General features: G+C 70.9%; 18 protein-coding genes. 11 read left to right on the plus strand and 7 right to left on the minus strand.

Annotated elements, in window-relative coordinates:
- Positions 1-29 precede the first annotated feature (29 nt).
- A complete protein-coding gene (locus K7957_RS16245) occupies positions 30-737 on the minus strand; it encodes a DUF4163 domain-containing protein (RefSeq protein WP_223013255.1) in 708 nt (235 codons plus the stop codon).
- 42 nt (positions 738-779) lie between these two features.
- Here K7957_RS16245 and K7957_RS16250 point away from each other — a divergent pair, with 42 nt between their 5' ends.
- The 8 genes from K7957_RS16250 to K7957_RS16285 all read left to right on the plus strand — a co-directional run bounded on the left by K7957_RS16250 (position 780) and on the right by K7957_RS16285 (position 11859).
- Complete coding sequence (locus tag K7957_RS16250) at positions 780-2462, plus strand: amidohydrolase (protein ID WP_223013256.1); 1683 nt, start codon at positions 780-782, stop codon at positions 2460-2462.
- 144 nt (positions 2463-2606) lie between these two features.
- Entirely contained in the window at positions 2607-4562 is a 1956-nt protein-coding gene (locus K7957_RS16255) for a heme lyase CcmF/NrfE family subunit (RefSeq protein ID WP_223013258.1), read from the plus strand.
- Complete coding sequence (locus tag K7957_RS16260) at positions 4559-5146, plus strand: DsbE family thiol:disulfide interchange protein (RefSeq protein WP_223013260.1); 588 nt, start codon at positions 4559-4561, stop codon at positions 5144-5146. Before K7957_RS16255 ends, K7957_RS16260 begins: the two co-directional genes overlap by 4 nt.
- Positions 5143-5544: a cytochrome c-type biogenesis protein gene (locus K7957_RS16265; protein ID WP_223013262.1), complete on the plus strand. Its 402-nt coding sequence runs from the start codon at positions 5143-5145 to the stop codon at positions 5542-5544. Before K7957_RS16260 ends, K7957_RS16265 begins: the two co-directional genes overlap by 4 nt.
- 346 nt (positions 5545-5890) lie before the next feature.
- A complete protein-coding gene (gene cysQ / locus K7957_RS16270) occupies positions 5891-6709 on the plus strand; it encodes a 3'(2'),5'-bisphosphate nucleotidase CysQ (protein ID WP_223013264.1) in 819 nt (272 codons plus the stop codon).
- 13 nt (positions 6710-6722) lie between these two features.
- Entirely contained in the window at positions 6723-7619 is an 897-nt protein-coding gene (cysD, locus tag K7957_RS16275; protein WP_246617175.1) for a sulfate adenylyltransferase subunit CysD, read from the plus strand.
- 85 nt (positions 7620-7704) lie between these two features.
- On the plus strand, positions 7705-9612 hold the full coding sequence (cysN, locus tag K7957_RS16280; RefSeq protein WP_223013268.1) for a sulfate adenylyltransferase subunit CysN: 1908 nt from the start codon (positions 7705-7707) through the stop codon (positions 9610-9612).
- Between the two features lie 153 nt (positions 9613-9765).
- The gene (locus tag K7957_RS16285) at positions 9766-11859 is read left to right on the plus strand and encodes a TonB-dependent receptor (protein ID WP_223013270.1); all 2094 of its coding nucleotides are present in this window, start codon (positions 9766-9768) and stop codon (positions 11857-11859) included.
- Between the two features lie 213 nt (positions 11860-12072).
- Here the strand turns inward: K7957_RS16285 and K7957_RS16290 are convergent, their stop codons facing one another.
- The 3 genes from K7957_RS16290 to hppD form a co-directional block, all read right to left on the minus strand.
- Positions 12073-12441 carry a Rieske (2Fe-2S) protein gene (locus tag K7957_RS16290; protein WP_223013272.1) on the minus strand — a complete coding sequence of 123 codons (369 nt, stop codon included), beginning with the start codon at positions 12439-12441 and terminating at the stop codon, positions 12073-12075.
- Complete coding sequence (gene hmgA / locus K7957_RS16295; protein WP_223013274.1) at positions 12438-13724, minus strand: homogentisate 1,2-dioxygenase; 1287 nt, start codon at positions 13722-13724, stop codon at positions 12438-12440. Before hmgA ends, K7957_RS16290 begins: the two co-directional genes overlap by 4 nt.
- Before the next feature lie 345 nt (positions 13725-14069).
- Positions 14070-15134: a 4-hydroxyphenylpyruvate dioxygenase gene (gene hppD / locus K7957_RS16300; protein WP_223013277.1), complete on the minus strand. Its 1065-nt coding sequence runs from the start codon at positions 15132-15134 to the stop codon at positions 14070-14072.
- A 254-nt stretch (positions 15135-15388) separates the two neighbouring features.
- Here hppD and K7957_RS16305 point away from each other — a divergent pair, with 254 nt between their 5' ends.
- Positions 15389-16480: a mechanosensitive ion channel family protein gene (locus tag K7957_RS16305; RefSeq protein ID WP_246617176.1), complete on the plus strand. Its 1092-nt coding sequence runs from the start codon at positions 15389-15391 to the stop codon at positions 16478-16480.
- A 150-nt stretch (positions 16481-16630) separates the two neighbouring features.
- On the opposite strand, the gene K7957_RS16310 is transcribed toward K7957_RS16305, so the two are convergent.
- The 3 genes from K7957_RS16310 to otsB are packed head-to-tail and all read right to left on the minus strand — an operon-like array spanning position 16631 to position 20558.
- The gene (locus tag K7957_RS16310) at positions 16631-18025 is read right to left on the minus strand and encodes an alpha,alpha-trehalose-phosphate synthase (UDP-forming) (protein WP_223013279.1); all 1395 of its coding nucleotides are present in this window, start codon (positions 18023-18025) and stop codon (positions 16631-16633) included.
- Positions 18022-19803, minus strand: a complete 1782-nt coding sequence (locus tag K7957_RS16315) for a glycoside hydrolase family 15 protein (RefSeq protein ID WP_223013281.1) — start codon at positions 19801-19803, stop codon at positions 18022-18024. The genes K7957_RS16310 and K7957_RS16315 overlap by 4 nt, the downstream gene beginning before the upstream one ends.
- Positions 19803-20558, minus strand: coding sequence for a trehalose-phosphatase (gene otsB / locus K7957_RS16320; RefSeq protein ID WP_223013283.1), 756 nt, complete (start codon positions 20556-20558; stop codon positions 19803-19805). Before otsB ends, K7957_RS16315 begins: the two co-directional genes overlap by 1 nt.
- 334 nt (positions 20559-20892) lie before the next feature.
- Between otsB and katG the strand changes: the two genes are divergently transcribed.
- Both katG and K7957_RS16330 read left to right on the plus strand, forming a co-directional pair.
- Complete coding sequence (gene katG / locus K7957_RS16325; protein ID WP_223013285.1) at positions 20893-23124, plus strand: catalase/peroxidase HPI; 2232 nt, start codon at positions 20893-20895, stop codon at positions 23122-23124.
- A 199-nt stretch (positions 23125-23323) separates the two neighbouring features.
- Positions 23324-24193 carry a 3-hydroxybutyryl-CoA dehydrogenase gene (locus K7957_RS16330; protein ID WP_223013287.1) on the plus strand — a complete coding sequence of 290 codons (870 nt, stop codon included), beginning with the start codon at positions 23324-23326 and terminating at the stop codon, positions 24191-24193.
- The last annotated feature ends 20 nt before the right edge of the window (positions 24194-24213 follow it).

Here is a 24213-nt window from a genome sequence, read left to right on the forward strand (position 1 = left end):
TCTTCCTCTCCGCCAAGCGGACCCCTCCCTCATCGCCCGACGCGGAACGCCCCGCGCCACTCGGGCCGCACCGCGGCGAGCAGTTCGGGCGAGACCGGCACGTTCATCTCGTACATGCCCTCGGCATAGGCGCCTGCGACATATTGCCCGGCGATCAGCCCGACTCGGTCGATCGCACGCCGGTCCGTCGAGCCGAGCAGCAGCGTCAGCTCGGCGATCTTGGGGCAGGGGAACATCGTGTCGTCGGCCACGGCGCCGCCCAAGCGTCGTGCGCGCTCGCGCGGCAACCAGGCGCACCAGCGTGCGCCGAGCACGCGTTGCAGCACGTCCGCCGACACGAACATCGCGCGCGGGTCCAGCCGCCGCGACCGCGCCTTGTCCCACACCAGCGGCTCGATCGCGGTGCCGCCGTGCGCGCCGCCGGTGTAGTGATAGGTCTCGGCGGAGAGGCTGAGCAGCAGAGGCGTCTCGGTCACCACCTTCCACGTCCGCGTGGCCTCGTGCCGATGGAACGGGTAAGGCCCCTTGCCCGCCTCGACGCGATCCGCAGCCGCCTCCGTCGCCACGGACCGCCGGAAGCGCGTGCGATCCTGGTCGAGCCACTGGCGCAAGCCGGGCGGGCGCGTCGCCGCGGGAGGTGCGGTATAAGCGAACGTATACTCGGCGGTCTTCTCCGCCTTCGCGGGTGCGGCCAGCAGCGCCGCGCCGATCGCGAACCCACTCCACACCCGATGCATCGCACCCTCGCCAAAAACTTCGCGCGATCATATGGCGATCGCATGAACCGCCGCTTGCTCCCGCGCCTGCTTGGCGCCGCCATCGCGACCTGCCTGCTCGTCTCGGCGAACGGTGCCGCGGCGGACGCGCTGATCGACAATGTCACCGGGCTGACGCTCGATCGCGACCAGCGAGTCGTCCGCTTCAAGGCGATGGTGATCGACGCGCAGGGCAAGGTGGTCCGCCTGATCGCGCCAGACGAGCAGCCGCCCAAGCCGACCAAGAAGAACCCCGGCCCGCGCTACGACTGGCGTGCCGACATGAAGGGGCGCGTGCTCGTCCCCGGCATGATCGACGCGCATGGCCATGTCGTCCAGCTCGGCATCGCCGCGCTGACGCTCGACCTCTCCGACACGCGCACGCTGGACGACGCCAGGGCCAGGATCGCCGCCTACGCGCGCGAGAACCCGGAGCGGCCATGGATCGTCGGTCGCGGCTGGAACCAGGAAGTGTGGGGACTCGGCCGCTTCCCCACCGCCGCCGACCTCGACGTCGCGGTGGCCGACCGACCGGTGGTGATGACTCGCGCCGACGGGCACGCGATATGGGCCAATTCGGCCGCGCTCAGGGCCGCGGGCGTCACCGCGGCGACTCCGAACCCCGCGGGCGGGCGGATCGAGAAGCCGCTCGGCACGCTGGTCGATCGCGCCACCGACCTGATGGAGAAGGTGGTCCCCAAGGTCAGCCCCAAGGACCGCACCGCCGCCTTCCTCAAGGCGCAGCAGATCCTGCTCGGCTACGGCGTCACCGCGATCGCCGACATGGGGACAAGCCTCGACGACTGGATGACCTATCGTCGCATGGGTGACACCGGCGCGCTGCGCGTGCGGATCATGTCCTACGCGCTCGGCATCGACACCGCGGTGACGATCGGCGGCACCGGGCCGACACCGTGGCTGTACGACGACCGGCTGCGGCTCGAGGGCGTCAAGCTCTACGCCGACGGCGCGCTCGGCTCGCGCGGGGCGTGGCTCAAGGCCGATTACGCCGACGCGCCGGGGCAGCGCGGACTGGGCTTCCTCAGCGACGACCAGTTGCAGAATATCATGAGCCGCGCCGCGATGGACCGCTACCAGGTCGCGGTCCACGCCATCGGCGACCGCGCCGACTCGCAGGTGATCGACTCCATCGCCGAGCTGTCGCAGACCTACACCGGCGATCGGCGCTGGCGGATCGAGCACGCGCAGGTGGTCGACCCCGCCGACTTCAAGTCGTTCGGTCGCTACGGCATCATCGCCTCGATGCAACCGACGCACCAGACCAGCGACCGGCTGATGGCGGAGGCGCGGCTCGGCCCGGCGCGGCTGGCGGGTGCCTATGCGTGGAAGTCGCTGCTCGACAGCGGCGCGAAGCTGGCGTTCGGCTCGGACGTGCCCGTGGAACGGCCCGACCCCTGGGCGGGCTGGGCGGCGGCGTTCACCCGCACCGACGCCGCGGGCGAGCCCGCGGGCGGCTGGCATCCCGAGCAGGCGGTGACGCGCGAGCAGGCGTGGTGGGCCTATACCGGCGGGGCGAGCTACGCGGGGTTCGCCGAGGATCGCTTCGGGGTGCTCGCGCCGGGCCAGCGCGCCGACTTCCTGATCCTCGATCGCGACCCGATGCTCGCGGGGGCGTCGGAGCTGCGCCAGACCAAGGTGCTGGAGACGTGGATCGGTGGGCAGCGCGCCTGGCAGGCGGGCAAGTAGGCGCGTGAGGTAACTGCCCGGACGGCCGGCGCCTCCTCTGCCTTTCCGCTGCGCGAGCGCGCAGGATCGTCGACGCCGATCCGCCTCGACGCTCCCGCGTGGCGCCGCTAAAGCGCTGTGCGTGTTGCTCGCGTTTCTTCCCGCATGACCGCCGAGACCGGCCTCGTCGCGCTGTGGCTCGCCGCCGCGCTCGCGCTGGCGCAGCTCGTCCTGGGCGCGCTCGCGCTCAAGCAAGGTGCCGACGCCGCGCGTGCCGCGCCCACGGTGCGCGCGGTCGCCACCGTCCAGGGCGCGCTCGCGCTGATCGCGATGGCGGCGCTGATCGCCGCCTTCCTCGCCTCGGACATGTCGGTCGCGCTGGTCGCCGCCAACAGCCACTCGATGAAGCCGACGCTCTACAAGTTCGCGGGTTCCTGGGGGAACCACGAGGGCTCGATGCTACTGTGGGTGACGATCCTCGGCCTCGCGGGCGCCGCGGTGGCGCGGCTGGAGCATCGCCTCCGCGCCGACACGTTGGTGGCGACGCTGGCGGCGCAGGCGACGATCGCGCTCGGCTTCTACGCCTTCCTGCTGTTCGCCTCCAACCCGTTCGCGCGGCTCGACCCCGCGCCCGCGGACGGCGCCGGGCTCAACCCGCTGCTGCAGGATCCCGGGCTCGCCTTCCACCCGCCGACGCTCTACGCCGGCTATGTCGGCCTCTCGGTGGCCTTCTCCTTCGCGGTCGGCGCGCTGGTGACGCGCGACGTCGGCGCCGCCTTCGCGCGCGCGATGCGCCCGTGGGTGCTCGGCGCCTGGATCTTCCTGACGCTCGGCATCACCGCGGGCAGCTACTGGGCCTATTACGAGCTCGGCTGGGGCGGCTGGTGGTTCTGGGACCCGGTCGAGAACGCCAGCCTGATGCCATGGCTCGCCGCGACCGCTTTGCTCCACTCGGTGAGCGTGCTGGCGACGCGCGACGGACTGCGCGCCTGGACCGTGATGCTCGCGGTGGTGGCCTTCTCGATGAGCATGATCGGCACCTTCCTGGTGCGCTCGGGCATCCTCACCAGCGTCCACGCCTTCGCGGTCGACCCGCGCCGCGGCGCTTTCATCCTGGCGCTGCTGGTGATCTACATCGGCGGCGCGCTGCTGCTGTTCGGGCTGCGGATCGGCACGGTGCGGCAGGGCAAATTGTTCGAGGGCGTGAGCCGCGAGGGCGCACTGGTGGCGAACAACCTGCTGCTCACCGTGATCCTCGGCATCGTGCTGATCGGCACCTTCTACCCGATCGTCGCCGCGGCGATGGGCGTGCAGCTCTCGGTCGGGCCGCCCTTCTTCGACTCGACCGCGGGGCCGGTGGCGCTGCTGCTGGTCGCGGTGCTCGCCGCCGGGCCGGTGATGCGCTGGCGCCGCGACGACCCCGGCGAGGTGGCGCAGCGGCTGTTCCCCGCGATCGCCGCCACCTTGTTCGCGGGCGTCGGCACCTTCGTACTGGGCGGGCCGATCGTGCCGCTGCCCCTGCTCGGGATCGCGCTCGGCGTCGGGCTGGCGGTGGCGAGCGTCGCGCCGCTGGCGAAGCGCAACCTGCGCCGTGCACCGCTTCAGCTGTGGGGCATGGTGGTGGCGCATCTCGGCGTCGCGGTGTCGCTGATCGGCATGGCGGCGAGCACTGCCTATACGCAGGAGCGGCTGGTCGCGGTCGGCACCGGCGACCCCGCGCGCGTCGCGGGCTTCACCGTGCGGCTGGAGGGCGTGCGACCGCTGGTGGGGGACAATTGGACCGCGCTCGAGGGCCGCCTGAACGTGACGCTCGACGACGAGGCGATCGCGGTGCTGCGCCCGCAGGTGCGCTATTTCACCACGCCGGTGACCACCACCAACGAGAGCGCGATCCTCACGCGCTGGGACGGGCAGCTCTACGCGGTGCTCGGCACCTTGGGCGAGGACGGGCGCTGGCAGCTGCGGTTGTGGTGGAAGCCGATGGTGACCCTGATCTGGTTCGGCGGCTTCCTGATCGCGTTGGGCGGCGGGCTGGCGCTGGTGGGGCACCAGTGGCGGCTGTGGCAGCAGCGCCGTCGTGCCGACGCGGTCGCCGAGACGGCGGCCTGGAGCGCGGCGTGAGCGGGGGGAGGGATCCGGCACCGGGCGCCGGGCCGCGCCACGCGCGCTGGCTGCTGTGGCTGCCGCTCTGCGCCTTCGGCGTCGTGCTGGCGGTGGTGCTGTGGGGGCTATTTCTGCCGGCCGACCGCACCGTCTACTCGGCGATGGTCGGCAAGCCGCTGCCCGCCTTCACGCTGCCCGCGATCGCGCCGGGCAAGCCGGGCGTGACCGACGCCGACTTCCGCCGCGGCGCACCGCGGCTGCTCAACGTCTTCGCCAGCTGGTGCGTGCCCTGCGTGGCGGAGGCGCCGCAGCTGCTGACGCTCAGGGCCGCGGGCGTGCCGATCGACGCGGTGGCGATCAAGGACACGCCGGCCGACGTCGCCGCCTTCCTCCAGCGCCACGGCGACCCTTATGCCAGCGTCGGCAGCGACCCGCACAGCCGGCTCCAGCTCGCGCTCGGCTCGTCGGGCGTGCCCGAGACCTTCGTGGTCGACGGGCAGGGGATCATCCGCCTCCAGCACGTCGGTGACATCCGCGCCGACGACGTGCCGCGGCTGCTCCAGGCGCTCGCGGCGGCGCGGACACCGGGAGCGGCGCGGTGAGGCGAAGCGCGGCCGCGTTCGCGCTGCTGCTCGCGGCCCCGGCGGTGGCGCAGACCGCGTTGCCCCCGCTCGCTTATACCCAGCTGCGCGACCCCGAGCAGGAGCGTCAGGCCCGCGCGCTGATGGAGACGCTGCGCTGCCTCGTCTGCCAGGGCCAGTCGATCGCCGACAGCGACGCCGACATGGCGGGCGAGATGCGCGCGCTGGTGCGCCAGCGCGTCGCGGCGGGGGAGCCGCCGCGCGCGGTGCGCGACTGGCTGATCGCGCGCTACGGCGATTACGTCAGCTACGATCCGCCGGTCTCGCGCGCGACGTTGCCGCTGTGGCTGGCGCCGCTGCTGCTGCTGGCGATCGGCGTGGTGGTGGCGCGCGGCTCGTTCCGGCGTCGGCGGCGGTAGCGGCGGGGACTGTCGCGGCTGGACGATTGCGGCCGCGCGCCCCTTCTTCGTCGTCCGGGTCAGCGATGGAGGGCGGTAAGACGGAGCTGCTTCCCCCTCTGGCGTCATCCTGAATACGTTTCAGGATCCACCGTGCCGCGTACCCAAACGCTGCCGCGCCTGCGGGACAGTGGATCCTGGAACGAGTCCAGGATGACGCTGCGAGGAGGAGAGGCTTCAGCACGCCGCTGCACCTCCCAAACGGCGTACCTCGCCCGGCCCACCGCCCCCACACAACCCCAACTTGCGGAGGATCGCGCTTATTCTTGCTGGTCGCGGCGCGCGTGCCACGCCACATACGGTGCCCATGACCGACATCACCGACCGTCCCGCGCTGCTCGCCGCGATCGTCGCGCTCGCCGAGGCGGGGGGCGACATCGTGTGGCGCCACTTCACCGCCGGCTGCGCGGTGATGCACAAGAGCGACGAGAGCCCCGTCACCGCCGCCGACCGCGACGCCGAGGCAGCGATCCTCGCCGGGCTCGCGATCGTCGCCCCCGCCATTCCCGTGGTCGCCGAGGAGCAGGCCGCGGCGGGCGACATCCCCGCGGTGGCGGACGCCTTCTTCCTGGTCGACCCGCTCGACGGCACCAAGGAATTCGTCCGCCGCGGCGACGACTTCACCGTCAACATCGCCTTGGTCGAGCATGGCGTGCCGACGATGGGCGTGGTCTATGCTCCCGCGCGCGACGCGCTCTACTGGGGTGACGTCGCGCAGGGCGCCGCCTGGACCGCCGCGCGCGCGCCGGGCGGCGACCGCGGCGCGGCACAGCCCATTCGCGTCCGCCGCTGCGGCGGCAAACCCTGCGCGGTGGCGTCGAAGAGCCACGCCATGCCGGGGCTCGACGAATGGCTCGACGCGGGCGGGGTGAGTGAGCGCGTCGCGGTCGGCTCCAGCCTCAAGTTCGCGCTGGTGGCGTGCGGCGAGGCCGACGTCTACCCGCGCACCGGGCCGACGATGGAATGGGACACCGCCGCGGGCGACGCGGTGTTGCGCGCCGCGGGCGGGCGCACGCTCGACGTCGACGGCGCGCCCTTCACCTATGGCAAGCCGGGCTATCGCAACGCCGGCTTCGTCGCCACCGGCGGGTACCAGCCCGCACCGCTGCGCCCCTACCTCCGCTGAGAGCCGCCCGACGATGACGCTGACCCACCTCGACCGGCTCGAGGCCGAGAGCATCCATATCCTGCGCGAGGTGGTCGCGGTCGCGGAGCGGCCGGTGATGCTCTACTCGATCGGCAAGGACAGCGCGGTGATGCTCCATCTCGCGCGCAAGGCCTTCTACCCCGCGCCCCCGCCGTTCCCGCTGCTCCACGTCGACACGACATGGAAGTTCCAGGCGATGTACGCGCTGCGCGATCGTGCCGCGCGCGAGGCGGGGATGGAGCTGATCGTCCACCGCAACCCCGAGGCGCTCGCGCGCGGGATCAACCCCTTCGACCACGGCGCGCTCCACACCGAATTGTGGAAGACCGAGGGGCTCAAGCAGGCGCTCGACCTCCACCGCTTCGACGCCGCGTTCGGCGGCGCGCGCCGCGACGAGGAGAAGAGCCGCGCCAAGGAGCGCATCTTCTCGTTTCGCAGCGCGACGCACCGCTGGGATCCCAAGGCGCAGCGCCCTGAATTGTGGCAGCTGTACAATGCGCGCCACGCCAAGGGCGAGAGCATGCGCGTCTTCCCGATCTCCAACTGGACCGAGCTCGACGTGTGGCAATATATCGCGCGCGAGAAGATCGAGATCGTGCCGCTCTATTTCGCGGCGCCGCGCCCGACGGTGGAGCGCGACGGGCTGCTGCTGATGGTCGACGACGAGCGTTTCCCGCTGGCGCCGGGAGAGGTGCCGGTGGAGCGCTCGATCCGCTTCCGCACGCTGGGCTGCTACCCGCTGAGCGGCGCGGTGGAGAGCGAGGCGGCGAGCTTGCACGACGTGATCCGCGAGATGCTGCTCACCACCACCAGCGAGCGCCAGGGCCGCGCGATCGACCAGGATGCCGGCGCGAGCATGGAGCAGAAGAAGCAGCAGGGGTATTTCTGATGGGGGTGAGCCAGATCTGGCCGCGAGCGGTCCCTAAAAGCCCCCCTGGCACGGCTAGGATTGCAGAACACTCGGAACCCCGCGCATGACCAGCTACCAGCCCGACGCGCTGATCCGCGCCGACGTCGCCGCCTATCTCGCGCGGCATGAGGAGAAGTCGCTGCTGCGCTTCCTCACCTGCGGCTCGGTCGACGACGGCAAGTCGACGCTGATCGGCCGGCTGCTCTACGACAGCAAGCACGTCTTCGAGGACCAGCTCGCCGCGCTCGAGGACGATTCCAGGCGCGTCGGCACGCAGGGCGGCAACATCGACTTCGCGCTGCTGGTCGACGGGCTCGCCGCCGAGCGCGAGCAGGGCATCACGATCGACGTCGCCTATCGCTTCTTCGCCACCGAGACGCGCAAGTTCATCGTCGCCGACACGCCCGGCCACGAGCAATACACGCGCAACATGGTCACGGGCGCCTCCACCGCCGACCTCGCGGTGATCCTGGTCGACGCGCGCAAGGGCGTGCTGACGCAGACGCGCCGCCACTCCTATCTCGCGCAATTGCTCGGCATCCGCCACGTCGTGCTGGCGATCAACAAGATGGACCTGGTGAACTACGACCAGGCCGCGTTCGACCGGATCCGGCTGGCCTATCGCGCCTTCGCCAGCGAGATCGGCGTCACCGACTTTCGCGCCATCCCGGTGTCCGGTCTCGGCGGCGACAATATCGCGACGCGCAGCCCGCACATGGACTGGTATGACGGGCCGACGCTGATCGAGCATCTCGAGCAGGTGCCGGTCGACGCCGACCGCGCCGCGCGCGCGCCGTTCCGCCTGCCGGTGCAATGGGTCAACCGACCCGACCTCGACTTCCGCGGCTTCGCGGGCACGGTCGCGGGCGGAGCGGTGCACCCCGGCGACGCGGTGCGGATCGTCCCCTCGGGGCGGACCACGACGGTCAAGCGGATCGTCGCGCTCGGCGGCGACCGCGCGCGCGCCGAGGCGGGCGAGGCGGTGACGCTGACGCTCGCCGACGAGGTCGACTGCTCGCGCGGCGACGTCATCGCCGCCGCGGACGATCCCCCCGAGGTGGCGGACCAGTTCGAGGCGACGCTGGTATGGATGGCGGAAGAGGAAATGCTGCCGGGGCGCAGCTATGCCTTCCAGCTCGCTACGCAGACCGCCTCGGCGGTGCTGCGCCAGCCGAAATATCAGGTCAACGTCAACACGCTGGAGCACACCGCCGCGCGCACGCTGGAGCTCAACGCAATCGGCGTGGCGACCTTGTCGCTCGACCGCCCGATCGTGTTCCAGCCCTATGAGCAGAGCCGCGAGCTGGGCGGCTTCATCCTGATCGACAAGGCCACCAACGCCACCGTCGCGGCGGGGATGATCCGCTTCGCGCTGCGCCGCGCCAGCAACGTCCACCGCCAGCCGACCGACGTGACCCGCGAGAAGCGCGCGGCGCTCAAGAACCAGCGCCCCGCGGTGCTGTGGTTCACCGGCCTGTCCGGGGCGGGCAAGTCGACCATCGCCAATCTCGTCGAGAAGAAGCTGGCGCGGATGAACCGCCACACCTTCCTGCTCGACGGCGACAATGTGCGCCACGGGCTCAACCGCGATCTCGGCTTCACCGACGCCGACCGGGTGGAGAACGTCCGCCGCATCGGCGAGGTGGCGCGGTTGATGACGGACGCGGGGCTGATCGTGCTGACCGCCTTCATCTCGCCGTTCCGCGCCGAGCGCGACATGGTGCGCGCGATGCTGCCGGAGGGCGAGTTCGTCGAGGTGCATGTCGACACGTCGCTGGCGTCGGCCGAGGCGCGCGACGTCAAGGGGCTGTACGCGAAGGCGCGCGCGGGCCAGCTGGCGAACTTCACTGGGATCGACAGCCCGTACGAGCCACCCGAGACGCCTGAGCTGCGCGTCGACACCGCGGCGGAGAGCGCCGAGGCCGCGGCGGAGCGGATCGTCGCCTGGCTGCTGGAGCGCGAGGAGGGGTAGGGGGTGACCGGCTCGCTGACCGAGTAATCGGTTGCGGGCAAAGGTCTCTTCAGATCCTCCCCCGCGAGCGGGGAGGATTGGCTCCTCTCGCACGATCGCGATCAATCACATGCCGCTCGCCGCGGCGGGCGCGCTTCGCTACCGCCGCCGCATATGCGCAAGCTCCTGATTCCCGCCGCGATCCCTGTCGCCTTTCTCGCCGCCACCCCGGCCGCAGCGCAGGACGCTCCGGCGGCAGCGCAGGACGCCCCCACCGCCGCCACCCCCGACGTGGTCGTCACCGGCCGCGGGCTCGACGAGCGCGCCGGCGACCGCGCCTTCTCGATCGTCACGATCGATCAGGACCGGCTGCGCGCCAACGCCAGCGACCGGCTCGAGAGCGTGCTCGCCGACGTCGCCGGGCTGCAGCAGTTCCGCCGCTCCGACTCGCGCTCGGCCAACCCCACCAGCCAGGGGATCAGCCTGCGCGGCATCGGTGGCAACGCCTCAAGCCGCGCCTTGCTGCTGCTCGACGGCGTGCCGCAGACCGATCCGTTCGGCGGCTGGGTGCCGTTCCCGGCCTATGCCACCGACCGGCTCGGCCGCGTGCGCGTGACGCGTGGCGGGGGCAGCGGCTATCTCGGCGCGGGGGCGCTGGCGGGAACGGTCGAGCTGGAGAGCGCCGACCCGCGCCAACTCGCCGCGGTGATGGCGTCGGTCGCTTATGGCTCCCGCGACTCGGTCGACGCCAACGCCTCGGCGACGCTGACCAGCGGCGTGGGCTTCGCCACGATCTCGGGCGCGTACCAGCGCGGCGACGGCTTCACCCCGACGGTGCGCGAGGACCGCGGCCCCGCCGACCGGCCGGCGCCCTATGAGCAGGCCTCGGGCGCGGTGCGCGGCGTGATCGCGCTGGCGCCCGCGGTCGAGCTCCAGGCCAATGTCTCCGCCTTCACCGACACGCGCGAGCGCGGCACCGCCTTCACCGACAATCGCAGCGAGGGCGCCGACGCCAGCCTGCGTCTGGTCGGGCGCGGCAGCTGGGGCTTCACCGCACTGGCCTATCTCCAGACGCGCGCTTTCGCCTCGCGCTTCGCCGGTGTCGACACCGCGCGCACCCGCGCCACCCAGACGCTCAACCAATATAATACGCCCGCGACCGGCACCGGCGCGCGGCTCGAGATCGCCCCGCCGGTGGGCGAGGGGCGCGAGCTGCGGCTGGGCGCGGAGTGGCGCGACGTCAGCGGGCGCACGCAGGAGCTGTACACCTTCGTCAACGCCGCGCCGACGCGGCGCCGGGTCGCGGGCGGCGACCAGCGCACGCTCGGCGCCTTCGCCGACGCCAGCGCCACGCTCGGCACGCTGACGCTGACCGCGGGCGGGCGCGTCGACTGGTGGAAGATCGACAACGGCTTCCTGCGCGAGACCCCGCTGGCGGCGGCCGCGGCGCTGACCGACACGCGCTTCGCCGACCGCAGCGGCAGCGAGGCGACCGGTCGCGTCGGCGCGGCCTGGGCGCCGGTGAGCGCGGTGACGTTCCGCGCGGCGGGCTATCGCGGCTGGCGGCTGCCGACGCTCAACGAACTCTATCGCCCGTTCCGCGTCGGCGCCGACGCCACCGCGGCCAATGCCGCGCTGTCGCCGGAGACGCTGACCGGCGTCGACGGCGGCGTGACGGTGACGCCGCTCGGCGGGGTGGCGCTGACCGCGACGGTCTTCTGGAACCGGCTCGACGACGCCATCGCCAACGTCACCGCGGGCAATGGGCCGGGGACCTTCCCCGGCGTCGGCTTCGTCGCGGGGGCGTATCGCGTGCGGCAGAATCTCGACTCGATCCGCTCGCGCGGGGTCGAGCTCGACGCGCGCTGGACGCTCGGCGAAGTGACCGCCTCGGGCTCGTGGAGCCACGTCGACCCGCGCGTGTCGGCGAGCGGCGCGGCGGCCGCGCTCGACGGGCTGCGCCCGGCGCAGACGCCGCTCGACCAGCTCTCCGCGACGCTCGGCTGGCGGCGCGACCGGCTGGCGGCGTCGGCGACGCTGCGCCACGTCGCGCGCCAGTTCGATGACGACCAGAACCTGCGCGCGCTGGCGCCGGCGACCACGCTCGACGGCTATCTCGCGCTGCCGCTGACGCGGACGATCGCGGTGGAGGCGCGGGGGGAGAATCTGATCGACGCGCGCGTCGAGGCGGGGATCAGCGGCGCCGACGTGGTGGAGCGCGCCACGCCGCGGACCTTGTGGCTTGGGCTGCGCTTCCGCGGGGGGTGAAGGCGGTCGTCTCTCAAAGCAGAGGTCAGCAACCCGCTACGGAGACACTTCCCTCCCTGTAGGAGATGGAGCCGGGGTGCCACGCTTCCGCGAAGGCGGCACGCGCGGCAACGCTTCGGGGGCTATCCGCGGGCACGTCGCTCGCGGAAGCGCGAGGCTTCGGCCCTCCCTGGAGGGAAGGGAAAGCCAACTTCACTCCCTTCGGCCCGTATCTCACCCCGTCACGATCAACCCGTCGCGCACGGTCACCGGCCAGACCGCCAGCCGCGCGCCCACGCACGGCCCCGCGATGCAGACCCCGTCCTCCACGACGAACAGCGCGCCATGCCACGAACAGCGCACGTGCCCCGCGACGAGATAGTCGTCCAGTACCTGCGCCAGCGGCAGCCCGGCGTGCGGGCAGCGGTCGACATAGCCGAACACCTCGTCCCCGCGCCGCACCACGAAGCCGTGGAACCGCCCCGCGCGCAGCTGGAGCACGAAGTTGCGCGCGGCGCCGTCCGCGATCGCGGCGAGCGGCGCCAGCGTCACACCCGCCGGCGCGGCGTGCACGCGCGCGCCCGCCGGCGCTCCCTCGCTCATCCGAGCGGGGGCACCTTCGCCTTGGGGAAGTCCTTCCAGACCGCGTCATAGTCGAGCTGGGCGTGCGCCAGCGCGTGCGCCGTCGGGCGGTACGGCCAGCAGCTCTCGAGCATGAAGGCCATCGTTCCCTCGATCTTGTGCGGCCTGAGCTCGGCCTCGGAGGCGCCGCGCCAGCTCGCCAGGTCCGGCCCGTGCCCCGCCATCATGTTGTGGAGCGACACGCCGCCGGGGCGGAAGCCGTCGGCCTTCGCGTCATAGGCCCCGGTGATCAGCCCCATCGCCTCGCTCATCACGTTGCGGTGGAACCATGGCGGACGGAACGTGTCCTCCGCCACCATCCAGCGCGGCGGGAAGATCACGACGTCGGCGTTGGCGCGGCCGGGCACGTCGCTCGGGCTGGTCAGGACGGTGAAGATCGACGGGTCGGGATGGTCGAAGCTGACGGTGTTGATCGCCATGAACCGCGCGAGATCGTAGCGCCACGGCGCGAGGTTGCCGTGCCATGCCACCACATCGAGCGGGCTGTGGTCGAGCGTGGTGGTCCACAACGTGCCGAGGAACTTCTGGATCACCTCGGTCGCGCGGTCCTCGTCCTCGTAGCGCGCCGCCGGCGTCTCGAAATCGCGCGGGTTGGCGAGCCCGTTGGCGCCGATCGGGCCGAGATCGGGCAGGCGGAACAGTGCGCCGTGATTCTCCGCGACATAGCCGCTGGCCTGGCCGTCGGGCAGCGTCGCGCGGAACCGCACTCCGCGCGGCACCAGCGCGACCTGCCCGGGCGCGACCTCGACGCGGCCGAGCTCGGTATCGAGCCGCAGCCGCCCGGCCTGGGGGATAAACAGCAGCTCGCCATCCGCGTTCACGAAGACACGGTCGGTCATGTCGCGATTGGCGGCAAAGACGTGGAGCGCGACCCCCTCCAGCTCGGCGGGATCGCGGTTGGCGAGTATCGTCACCATGCCGTCGATCAGGTCGGTCGCTGCGTCGGGCGCGGCGAGCGGGTCCCAGCGCAGCCGGTTGGGCGCGAGCGGCGCTGCGTCAGTGCCGGGGGCGAACAGCGTCGCGCCGTGATAGCGCCGATACGGCGGATGCTCGGCGGTGGGACGCAGGCGGTACAGCCAGGAGCGGCGGTTCTCGTGGCGCGGCGCGGTGAAGGCGGTGCCCGAGAGCTGCTCGGCATAGAGGCCGAAGGCGGGCCGCTGCGGCGAGTTGCGCCCGATCGGCAGCGCACCGGGCACCGCCTCGGTCGACACGTGGTTGCCGAAGCCAGGAATGTAGTCGCTCATGCGCCGCTCCTCACGATGGGTGCCACGGGTAAGGTCCAGCCGATCTCGTCGGCGTCGTTCGTCACGCCGTGCGGCTCGGCCATCCGCCTCGTCCGCCGCTCTACCACAATGTCCTTCTTTCCCTCCGTCACCGCCCCCTCCCCCGTCATCGCCCCTTCCTCCGTCAATTCGCGAAGGCGGGATCCATAAACGCTGACGTCGGTGCAAGGAGCGCAGCGTCAGCGCGTCTGGATACCCGCCTTCGCGGAGATGACGTGAGCGAGGCGGTGGACGACGATACAGCAGGCTTGTCCGGTATTCGGCCGCCACTGGCCGCCGGCCGCCTGCCGCCCAACGCCGCCCCGCTCACGCATCGACCGTGATCACCCCGCGGCGGATCTGATCGAGCTCGATCGACTCGTATAGCGCCTGAAAATTGCCGTTGCCGAAGCCCTGGTTGCCCTTGCGCTGGATGATCTCGAAGAAGATCGGCCCCACCATCGTCTCGGTGAAGATCTGGAGCAGGAGTCCTTCCTCGCCGACGTTGCCGTCGATCAGGATGCGGTTCCTTCTCAGCCGTTCGAGGTCCTCGCCGTGGTTCGGCACGCGCTCGTCGACCAGCTCGTAATAGGTCTCGATCGTGTCCTGCAGCTTGACCCCGCGCGCGCGCAGCTTCTCGACGGTCGCGTAGATGTCGTCGGTGGTGAGCGCGAGGTGCTGGATGCCCTCGCCGTTATAGTCGCGGATGAACTCCTCGATCTGGCTCTTGTCATCCTGGCTCTCGTTGAGCGGGATGCGGATCGCGCGATCGGGCGCGATCATCGCCTGGCTGAAGAGGCCGGTCGCCTTGCCCTTGATGTCGAAATACTTCTGCTCCTCGAAGCCGAAGATCTGGCCGTAGAATTCGGCCCAGACGCGCATCTGCCCGCGACGGACGTTGTGGGTGAGATGATCGAGCAGGTCGAGCCCGACACCGTTCGCCGCCATCTCCTCAATGGCGCCGGGGATCTGGTCCCAGCCGTCGTAGATCGAGCCCGCGGCGCCGTGGCGGTCGACGAGGTACAGCAGCGAGCCGCCGATCCCCTCCAGCGCTGGGAGATCGTCGAGTGCCTGACCCGCCGGGGCCGGCTTCGCACCGCGCGCGATCGCGGCGTCATAGGCGGCACGCGCGTCCCGAACGCGGAACGCCATCGCGCTCGCTGAGGGGCCGTGCGCGGCGCGGAAGGCCGCGGCGTGGCCACTGGGCTCGCGGTTGATCAGCAGCGTGATGCGGCCCTGCTGGTACCGCGTCAGCGTCCGCGCGGGATGTGTCGCAGTGGCGACGAAGCCGAGCGCCTCGAACTGCGCCGCCAGCGCGTCCGCGTCGGGCGCGGTGAACTCGCAGAACTCGAAGCCGTCGAGCCCCATCGGATTGACATCGATATGCTGCATGGCCGCTCTCGCAATGGTATCGTCTGAGACAATATCAGGTGAGACTAGCTGCGGTCAACGTGTGGCTCGTGTAGGATCATCTTCTTTCTCGCCGCCCCGGCGAACGCCGGGGTTCAGGTGGTTAGGGACCGCAGGCGGCTGCGGCGGCGGTCACGCTGGGGCTGGTGCTCCGACCACAAGTCACCGCGCGCACGAGGGAACGCCCGCCCGCGCGCCCTCGTTGCGCCTCCGCGACACCGCCGCAGGGAGAATCGATGGCCGCGCTGACCCGAACGCTGCGCGCCTGGACGCGCGAGATGCCCGACTGGCTGCTCGGACTCGCCTATGTCGCGGGAGCGGTGGCGCTTGCGGTGGTGGTCCATCGTCTGATCATCTGGGTGGCGCGCCGAGGGACTCGCGCGCGCCCCGACAGCACCGCCGCGGTGTTCGTCGAGCGCGTGCGCAAGCTGCTACGCTGGCTGCTGGTCGCGATCGCGCTGGCGGCGTTGCAACCCGCGCTCGATCTCAGCCGCGGCGCCGCGACCCTGTGGGCACGGCTCTCGGCGCTGCTGGTGCCGGGTCTGATGGGCTGGTGCGCGATCGTCGCGATCGGGACGGTGATCGACGTGATGATGCGCCGCGCCGACATCAGCGTGGAGGACAATCTGCGCGCGCGGCGGCGCCGCACCCGACTCGGGATCCTGCGCCAGATCATCGTCTCGGTGGTGCTGCTGGTGACGATCTGCACGATGCTGATGACGATCCCCTCGGTTCGCAGCCTGGGCGTGACGCTCGCGGCCTCGGCGGGTCTCGCCGGCCTCGCGGTGGGCGCCGCGGCGCAGCCCGCGCTCAAGAACCTGATCGCCGGCTTTCAGATGATCTTCACCGAGCCGATCCGCATCGACGACGTCGTCATCATGGACGGCGAATGGGGGCGGATCGAGGAGATCCGGCTGACCTATGTCGTCGTCAAGATATGGGACGAGCGCCGGCTGGTGGTGCCCGTCTCCAAGTTCCTCGAGCAGAGCTTCCAGAACTGGACCCGCCAGTCGAGCGCGCTGCTGGGCAGCGTGTTCTGGTATCTCGACCCGGCGGTGGACGTCGAGCGGCTGCGTGTGAAGCTGGGCGAGATCGTCACGAGCAACCCGCGCTGGGACAAGCGCTTCTGGAACCTGCAGGTGACCGACTCGAAGCCCGACGGCTCGCTCGAATTGCGCGGGCTGATGACCGCGCGCGACGCCGCCATCGCGTTCGACCTGCGCTGCGACGTGCGCGAGGCGCTGCTCGCGTACATCCGCGCCGAGATGCCCGAGGCGCTGCTGCGGCGGCGCGTGCTGGTGGAAGGGGAAGTCAGCGGCTCGGCCTGAGGATGTTCTCTGCCTCAGGGGAAGGGCGTGGGTGCGGCCAAGTCGCGAGCGCGGGATCGTCGGAACGTGCCACCAGCCCTCCTCTACGGGGGGGGAGTAGGTCGCGCGAGACCGATGATCTCGCCTTCCCTCTGAGGAAAGGGGCTCTCGCTATTCCGCCCCTTCGCTCACCTCGACCTGCTCCAGCGCGCCGAGGAACTCGCTCGCCCACCACGTCACGTCCTGCGACTGGACGCCTTGCATCAGCGCCTCCCAGCGGCGCACGCGCTCGTCGCGCGGCATGCGCAGCGCCTGCCAGATCGCGTCCGACACCTCCTCCGCGCTATACGGATTCACCAGCAGCGCCTCCGGCATCTGCTCGGCCGCGCCGGCGAAGCGCGACAGCACCAGCACGCCGGGGTCGGCGGGGTCCTGCGCGGCGACATATTCCTTCGCCACCAGGTTCATGCCGTCACGCAGCGGAGTCACCAGCCCGATCTTGGCGGCGCGGTAGATGCCGGCGAGCTGGTCGCGCGGATAGCCCTGATTGACGTAGCGCACCGGCACCCAGTCGACGTCGGCGTACTCGCCGTTGATCCGCCCGGAGATCTGTTCGAGCGAGACGCGGATCCGCTGATAGCTCTCCACCGAGACTCGGCTGGGCGGCGCGATCTGAAGCAGGAACACTTCCTTACGCTCCTCGGGATGCTCGATCAGGAAGCGCTCGTAGCCGAGGAAGCGCTCCTCCAGCCCCTTGGAATAATCGAGCCGGTCGACGCCGACGATCATGTCGCGCCCGGTCGCGCTGTCGCGCATGCGGCGATAGGCGAGCCGCGCCGCGACGCCCTTGGACATGTCGGCGAACTCGGCGGCGTCGATCCCGATCGGGCAGGCGACCAGCCGGACCGAGCGGTCGCCGAGCCGCGCGATGCCGTGCTCATCCACGGTCGCGCCCATGTCGTGGATCGCGAAGTCGCGGAACGAATCGAGCCACTCGGCGGTGTGGAAGCCGATCAGGTCATAGGCGAACAGCGTCTCCACCAGCTCACGCGCGTTCGGCAGGGTGCCGAGCAGCCGCCGCGGTGGCCAGGGAATGTGGAGAAAGAAGCCGATCTTGTTGCGGCAGCCGCGCTGGCGCAGCTCGGCGCCGAGCGGGAACATGTGGTAGTCCTGGATCCACACCAGATCGTCGGGCTCGATCAGCGGGCGGACGGTGTCGGCGAAGCGCTGGTTGGTGCGCTGATAGCCGCCGGCGAACTCGCGCTCATATTCCGCCAGGTCGATGCGATAGTGGAACAGCGGCCACAGCGTACGATTGGCATAGCCGTCGTAATATTCCTGGACGTCCTGCTCTTCGAGATCGACGGTCGCGGTGGTGACGCCCTGGTTGCGCTGGAAGTTGATATGACCGGTGAAGTGATCGGTCTGCTCGCCCGACCAACCGAACCACAACCCGCCGCGGTCGCGCAATGCCGCCGCCATCGCCACCGCGAGCCCGCCCTGTGCCCCCGAGGTGGAACCCTTGGGCGCGGTGACACGGTTCGAGATGACGATCAGACGACTCAACGGATACTACTCCAGGGTTTGCTCAGCATGCTGGCGCAGTTGATCATGCCGACCAGCGAATAGGTCTGCGGATAGTTTCCCCACAGTTCCCCACTCTGGGGATCGATGTCCTCGGACAGCAGCCCGGCCGCGGTGCAGCGCGTCAGCATCTCCTCGAACAGAGCGCGCGCCTCGTCGCTGCGGCCGGTGAGATACAAGGCCTCGATCAGCCAGAAGGTACAGACGTTGAAGGCGGTCTCGGGCAGGCCGAAATCGTCCTCGGTGTCGTAGCGTAACATGGTCGAGCCGCGGCGCAGGCCGGTCTCGATCGCCGCCAGCGTGTCGAGGAAGCGTGGGTCGTCGGCCTCGAGGAAGCGCAGGTCGAGCAGCTGGAGCACGCTGGCATCGAGGTCGTCGCCCGCGAAGGTGGCGGACATGCGCCGCGTCTCCTCGCGCCACGCCGCACCCTCGATGCGCGCGCGGATCACCTGCGCGCGCTCGGCCCAGACCGACTGGCGCTCGGCCAGCCCGAGCCGCTCGGCGGCATTGGCGAGCCGGTCGCACGCCGCCCAGCACATCGCGCTCGAATAGGTGTGGACGCTCTGTCGCGTGCGCAGCTCCCACAGCCCGGCGTCGGGCTGGTCGTAATAGGCCCAGGCGCGCTCGCCGACGCGCTCCAGCGCCTCGAAGTCCTCGACGCCGCTGGCGCGGAACAGGCGATGGTCGAAGAAGGCGTGGACCGAGCACAGCACGATTTGGCCGTAGGCGTCGTGCTGGATCTGCTCGGCCGCCTGGTTGCCGACGCGCACCGGCCCCATGCCGCGATAGCCGGCGAGCTGCTCCTCGATCCGCTCGGGCAGCTGCGCCTCGCCGAGGACGCCGTACAGCGGCTGGATATGGCCGCCGCGCGCGGCGTCGACGATGTTGCGGAGGTAACCGAGATAGCCCTCCAGCACGTCGAGCGCGCCTAGCCGGTTGAGCGCCTGCACGGTGTAATAAGCGTCGCGGATCCAGCAGTAGCGATAGTCCCAGTTGCGCTGCGACCCGGCGTGCTCGGGCACCGAGGTGGTCAGCGCGGCGACGATCGCGCCGGTTTCCTCGTGCTGGCACAATTTGAGCGTGATCGCGCAGCGGATCACGGTCTCCTGCCACTCCAGCGGGATCGCCAGCCCGCGCACCCAGCCCTGCCACTCCTGCGTGGTGCGATAGAGCATCAGGTCGACCGTGCTGGCGAGGTCGCCCTGGAAGCTCTCGTCGGGCCCGAGGAAGAAGTGGAGCGGGCGCTCGACTCGGAAGGCGTGCTCGCCCTGCACCATCGCGATCGGCGCGGTGGTGGTGAGCCGCAGCGCGATCGTGTCGAGCAGCAGCCGCAGGTGGTTGGAGCCGCCGATCTGCTCGCGGCAGCCGCCGCCCCAGCCGCAGGTGGGGCGCAGCCTGACGCGGACGCGCGGGCTGCCCGCGACCGGGCGGATGATCCGTGCGTAGCCGACCGGGCGATAGGTCCGCCCCTCGCGCGCGAAGCGTGGGCAGAAGTCGATCACCTCGATCGCGCCGCCGTGGCTGTCGACGTGGCGCGTGACCAGGATCGGGGTGTTGCGGATATATTCCTGCTCGACCGAGACGCTGTCCTCGATCTCGATGCCCCAATAGCCGTTGTCGGGCGCCTCGCCGCCGAGCAGGGCGGAGAAGAGCGGGTCACCGTCGACGCGCGGCACGCAGCCCCAGACGAAGCGCCCCTGCCGGTCCACCAGCGCGCTCACCTGGCAATTGCCGATCGGCCACAGGTCGAGGTTGGTCATCATGTCTCCGATAGGTGAGGGGAGGGGCAGGCAGCGGCGAGCCAGGCGAGCGCGGCGGCGACGTCGTCCAGACGATAAGTGGCGGCGGTGTCGCGCGGCGGTCCCACGAGCACGCCCGCGCCGCTCTGGGCGCGCGCGGCGGCGAAGCCTGCCTCGTCGGTCACGTCGTCCCCCATGAACACAGGACGCGTGTGGCGCCGCGCGGGTTCCGCCATCAGCAGGTCCACCGCGCTGCCCTTGTCGCGCCCGCGCAGCCGCAGCTCGGCCACCATCTTGCCGTGCTGCACCTTGAGGTCGTGCGCGGCGGCGAGCTGGTCGGCGAGCGCGGTCACTGCTTCTTCGGCCGTGGGGGCCTGGCGATAATGGAGGCCGACGCCGAACGGCTTGTCCTCGATCAGCACGCCGGGGTGAAGCGCGGCGAGGTCGCGCGCGGCGGCGAGCGCCTCGTCCAGCGCGGGCGGGCGCTCGGGGGCGTAGCAGCCGCCATCGGCGCCCGCGATCTCCAGCCCGTGGCTGCCCGCGACGGTGAGCAGGGCGGGGGCGAGCAGCGCGCGCACCTCCGCGACGGGGCGCCCGCTGACGATCGCGACGCGCCCGTCGAGCGCGTCGACCAGCCGCGCGAGCAGGCTCGGGACATGGTCGGCCACCGCGACCGCGTCGGGGGTGTCGGCGATGTCGACCAGGGTGCCGTCGAAGTCGAGGAACAGGCTGGCTCCGTCGAGCAGGTCGGCGGGCGGGGGCGGGAGCTCGGTCATGCCGCGCGTGGTGACGGCATGTGCAGGGCGATGCAATGGGTTGCGAGGGCGCAAGATCCTCCCCGGCACGCGGAGGGGGACCGCCGGCCGCAGGCCGGTGGTGGTGGGGGCCCTCCGCACACGAGCCGGATCGTTCGTGGACAGCCCCCTCCGTCAGCGCTGCGCGCCGTCCCCTCCCCGTGCCGGGGAGGATCTGACTCACTGATCGACCCACTCCTTCAAAGCTACGCCTTTAATCGATTTTACTCGCGTCACCGGAACGGCCTATCCCCTCGTCAACGGTGGCGTACCGCCGCGCAGGAGCGTGCGGGCCACGATGCTGAGGAGAGCGAGCATGGACGCGAAGACGGGCGAAGTGGGCGGCGGCTGCCCCGTCGTCGGGCACGGCGGGGGCAATCGCTCGAAGCGCCAGGGCAATCGCGAGTGGTGGCCGGAGGGGCTCAGCCTCACCGCGCTCAACCAGCACTCGCCGCGGTCCAACCCGCTCGGCGCCGACTTCGACTATGCCGCGGCGTTCGAGACGCTCGACCTCGACGCGGTGATGGCCGACCTCAAGGCGCTGATGACCGACTCGCAGGACTGGTGGCCGGCGGACTTCGGCCATTACGGCGGCCTGTTCATCCGCCTCGCCTGGCACTCGGCAGGCACCTATCGCATCACCGACGGGCGCGGCGGCGCCGGCGGAGGGCAGCAGCGCTTCGCCCCGCTCAACTCCTGGCCCGACAATGCCAGCCTCGACAAGGCGCGGCGCCTGCTGTGGCCGATCAAGCAGAAGTACGGCAACGCGCTGAGCTGGGCCGACCTGTTCGTGCTCGTCGGCAATGCCGCGCTCGAGTCGATGGGGTTCAAGACCTTCGGCTTCGCGGGCGGCCGCGCCGACACCTGGGAGCCCGAGGAGCTGTTCTGGGGTCCCGAGGGCAGCTGGCTCGGCGACGAGCGCTACTCGGGCGAGCGTCAGCTCCACCCCGGGCTGGGCGCGGTGCAGATGGGCCTGATCTACGTCAATCCCGAAGGTCCCAACGGCGAGCCCGACCCGGCGCGCTCGGCGCACGACATCCGCGAGACGTTCGGCCGCATGGCGATGAACGACGAGGAGACGGTGGCGCTGGTCGCGGGCGGCCACACGTTCGGCAAGACGCACGGCGCGGGTGACCCGTCGTTCATCGGCGTCGAGCCCGAGGGCGCGGTGATCGAGGACCAGGGGCTCGGCTGGCGCAGCAAGTTCGAGAGCGGCGTCGGCACGCACGCGATCACCTCGGGGCTCGAGGTGACGTGGAGCCAGACGCCGACGCAATGGTCGAACCGTTATTTCGAGAATCTGTTCGGCTTCGAGTGGGAGCTCACCAAGAGCCCCGCCGGCGCGCACCAGTGGATCGCCAAGGACGCGCCCGAGGACGTGCCCGACGCGTTCGATCCGAACAGGAAGCACCGCCCGACGATGCTCACCTCGGACATCGCGCTGCGCGCCGACCCGGTCTACGAGAAGATCTCGCGCCGCTTCCTCGAGAACCCCGACGCGTTCGCCGACGCCTTCGCGCGCGCCTGGTTCAAGCTGACCCATCGCGACATGGGCCCGCGCGAGCGCTACCTCGGCAAGCTCGTGCCGGAAGAGACGCTGATCTGGCAGGACCCGATCCCGGCCCTCGATCATTCCGTGATCGAGGCGGGCGAGATCGCCGAGCTCAAGGCCAAGCTGCTCGGGCTCGGCTTCACCGTGCCGCAGCTGGTGTCGGTCGCCTGGGCCTCGGCCTCGACCTTCCGCGGCTCGGACAAGCGCGGCGGCGCCAATGGCGCGCGGATCCGCTTCGCGCCGCAGAAGGACTGGGACGTCAATGATCCCGCGCTGCTGGCGCAGGTGCTGCCCAAGCTGGAGCAGGTGAAGGCCGAGTTCGAGGCGGGTACGACCGGCGGCAAGAAGGTGTCGATCGCCGACCTGATCGTGCTGGCGGGCACCGCCGCGGTGGAGAAAGCGGCGCGCGACGGCGGCGTGGACATCGAGGTGCCGTTCACCCCGGGCCGGATGGACGCCAGCGAGGAGTGGACCGACGTCCACTCGTTCCAGGCGCTCAAGCCGATGGCCGACGGCTTCCGCAACTATTACTGGGACGGCGCCTTCATGGCCCCGGAGGAGGCGCTGGTCGACAAGGCGCAGCTGATGCGGCTGACCGCGCCGGAGATGACCGTGCTGGTCGGCGGGCTGCGCGTGCTCGGCGCCAATGCCTTCGATGCCAGGGAGGGCGTGTTCACCGATCGCGTCGGCGTGCTGACCAACGACTTCTTCGTCAACCTGCTGACGATGGAGAATGAGTGGGTCGCGACCGAGTCGAACAACCGCTTTCAGGGCATGAACCGCAAGACCAAGGCACCGACCTGGACCGCGACGCGCGTCGACCTGATCTTCGGCTCGCAGTCCGAGCTGCGCGCCCAGGCCGAGGTCTATGCTCAGTCGGACTCGAAGGAGAAGATGGTCCGCGACTTCGTCAAGGCGTGGGACAAGGTGATGAACGCCGATCGCATCGATCAGCTCAAGCCGGCCGATGCGTTCAGCCAGAAGCTGTCGGCCTGAACTGACGTACCGCCACCGTGCTCCGGCGAACGCCGGAGCACGGCTCGGTCCCGATCGGTCGCTCCTACGCCGAGGCGGCGGCAGGTTCCGCCGTACCGCTTCACCTCCCACTCCCGTCCCGCTACAGCGCTCGCCGAGAAGCGGCGACCGCCGAGCCGTCGGCGGCATTAGCGGCGCACGCGCCGCACAGGAGACGGGCATGGACAGGATCGGCGTCATTGGCGCGGGGCAGATGGGAGCGGGGATCGCGCAGGTCGCCGCCGCGGCGGGCGCGTACGTGCTGCTCGCCGACGTCGATCAGGCGCGCGCGGCAAAAGGTCGCGACGGCATCGCCACGCGGCTCGACCGCGACGTGACCAAGGAGAAGATCGACGACGCCACGCGCGACGCGACGCTCGCGCGGATCGAGCCAGTCGCGGGCTATGACGCGATGGCGAGCTGCGCGCTGGTGATCGAGGCGGCGACCGAGCGCGAGGAGATCAAGCGCGCGATCTTTGCCGGGGTCGGCGAGGTGCTGGGCGCGGACGCGATCCTCGCCACCAACACCTCGTCGATCCCGATCACGCGGCTGGCGCAGGCCGCGCCTGATCCGGCGCGCTTCATCGGCGTGCACTTCTTCAATCCGGTGCCGGTGATGGGGCTGATCGAGGTGATTCGTGGCCTCGCCACCGCCGACGCGACGGTGGCCGCGATCGAGCGTTTCGCCGCGCGGCTGGGCAAGCGCGTGGTCCATGCCAGCGACGCGCCGGGGTTCATCGTCAACCGCGTGCTGATGCCCTATATCAACGAGGCGGTGTTCGCGCTGGGCGAGGGCGTCGCGACCATCCCCGACATCGACGCCGCCTGCCAGCTCGGGCTCAACCACCCGATGGGGCCACTGACGCTGGCCGACTTCATCGGGCTCGACACGTGCCTGGAGATCACGCGCGTGCTCTTCGAGGGCACCGGCGACCCCAAATTCCGTCCCGCGCCGCTGCTGGTGAAGTACGTCGAGGCGGGCTGGTACGGGCGCAAGAGCGGGCGCGGCTTCTACGATTACAGCGGCGACACGCCGGTGCCGACGCGGTGAGGCGCGAAGATCCTCCCGGC

It is taken from the genome of Sphingomonas yunnanensis (assembly GCF_019898765.1).
GTDB classification, from domain to species: domain Bacteria; phylum Pseudomonadota; class Alphaproteobacteria; order Sphingomonadales; family Sphingomonadaceae; genus Sphingomonas; species Sphingomonas yunnanensis.

Excerpts from the sequence above, each read along its gene's own strand:
- K7957_RS16255 (WP_223013258.1), top strand. The coding sequence starts at position 2,607 with ATGACCGCCGAGACCGGCCTCGTCGCGCTGTGGCTCGCCGCCGCGCTC.
- otsB (WP_223013283.1), bottom strand. The coding sequence starts at position 20,558 with ATGACCGAGCTCCCGCCCCCGCCCGCCGACCTGCTCGACGGAGCCAGC.
- K7957_RS16290 (WP_223013272.1), bottom strand. The coding sequence starts at position 12,441 with ATGAGCGAGGGAGCGCCGGCGGGCGCGCGCGTGCACGCCGCGCCGGCG.
- cysN (WP_223013268.1), top strand. The coding sequence starts at position 7,705 with ATGACCAGCTACCAGCCCGACGCGCTGATCCGCGCCGACGTCGCCGCC.
- cysQ (WP_223013264.1), top strand. The coding sequence starts at position 5,891 with ATGACCGACATCACCGACCGTCCCGCGCTGCTCGCCGCGATCGTCGCG.
- K7957_RS16305 (WP_246617176.1), top strand. The coding sequence starts at position 15,389 with ATGGCCGCGCTGACCCGAACGCTGCGCGCCTGGACGCGCGAGATGCCC.
- K7957_RS16330 (WP_223013287.1), top strand. The coding sequence starts at position 23,324 with ATGGACAGGATCGGCGTCATTGGCGCGGGGCAGATGGGAGCGGGGATC.
- K7957_RS16245 (WP_223013255.1), bottom strand. The coding sequence starts at position 737 with ATGCATCGGGTGTGGAGTGGGTTCGCGATCGGCGCGGCGCTGCTGGCC.
- hmgA (WP_223013274.1), bottom strand. The coding sequence starts at position 13,724 with ATGAGCGACTACATTCCTGGCTTCGGCAACCACGTGTCGACCGAGGCG.
- K7957_RS16250 (WP_223013256.1), top strand. The coding sequence starts at position 780 with ATGAACCGCCGCTTGCTCCCGCGCCTGCTTGGCGCCGCCATCGCGACC.
- katG (WP_223013285.1), top strand. The coding sequence starts at position 20,893 with ATGGACGCGAAGACGGGCGAAGTGGGCGGCGGCTGCCCCGTCGTCGGG.
- K7957_RS16285 (WP_223013270.1), top strand. The coding sequence starts at position 9,766 with ATGCGCAAGCTCCTGATTCCCGCCGCGATCCCTGTCGCCTTTCTCGCC.
- K7957_RS16315 (WP_223013281.1), bottom strand. The coding sequence starts at position 19,803 with ATGACCAACCTCGACCTGTGGCCGATCGGCAATTGCCAGGTGAGCGCG.
- cysD (WP_246617175.1), top strand. The coding sequence starts at position 6,723 with ATGACGCTGACCCACCTCGACCGGCTCGAGGCCGAGAGCATCCATATC.
- hppD (WP_223013277.1), bottom strand. The coding sequence starts at position 15,134 with ATGCAGCATATCGATGTCAATCCGATGGGGCTCGACGGCTTCGAGTTC.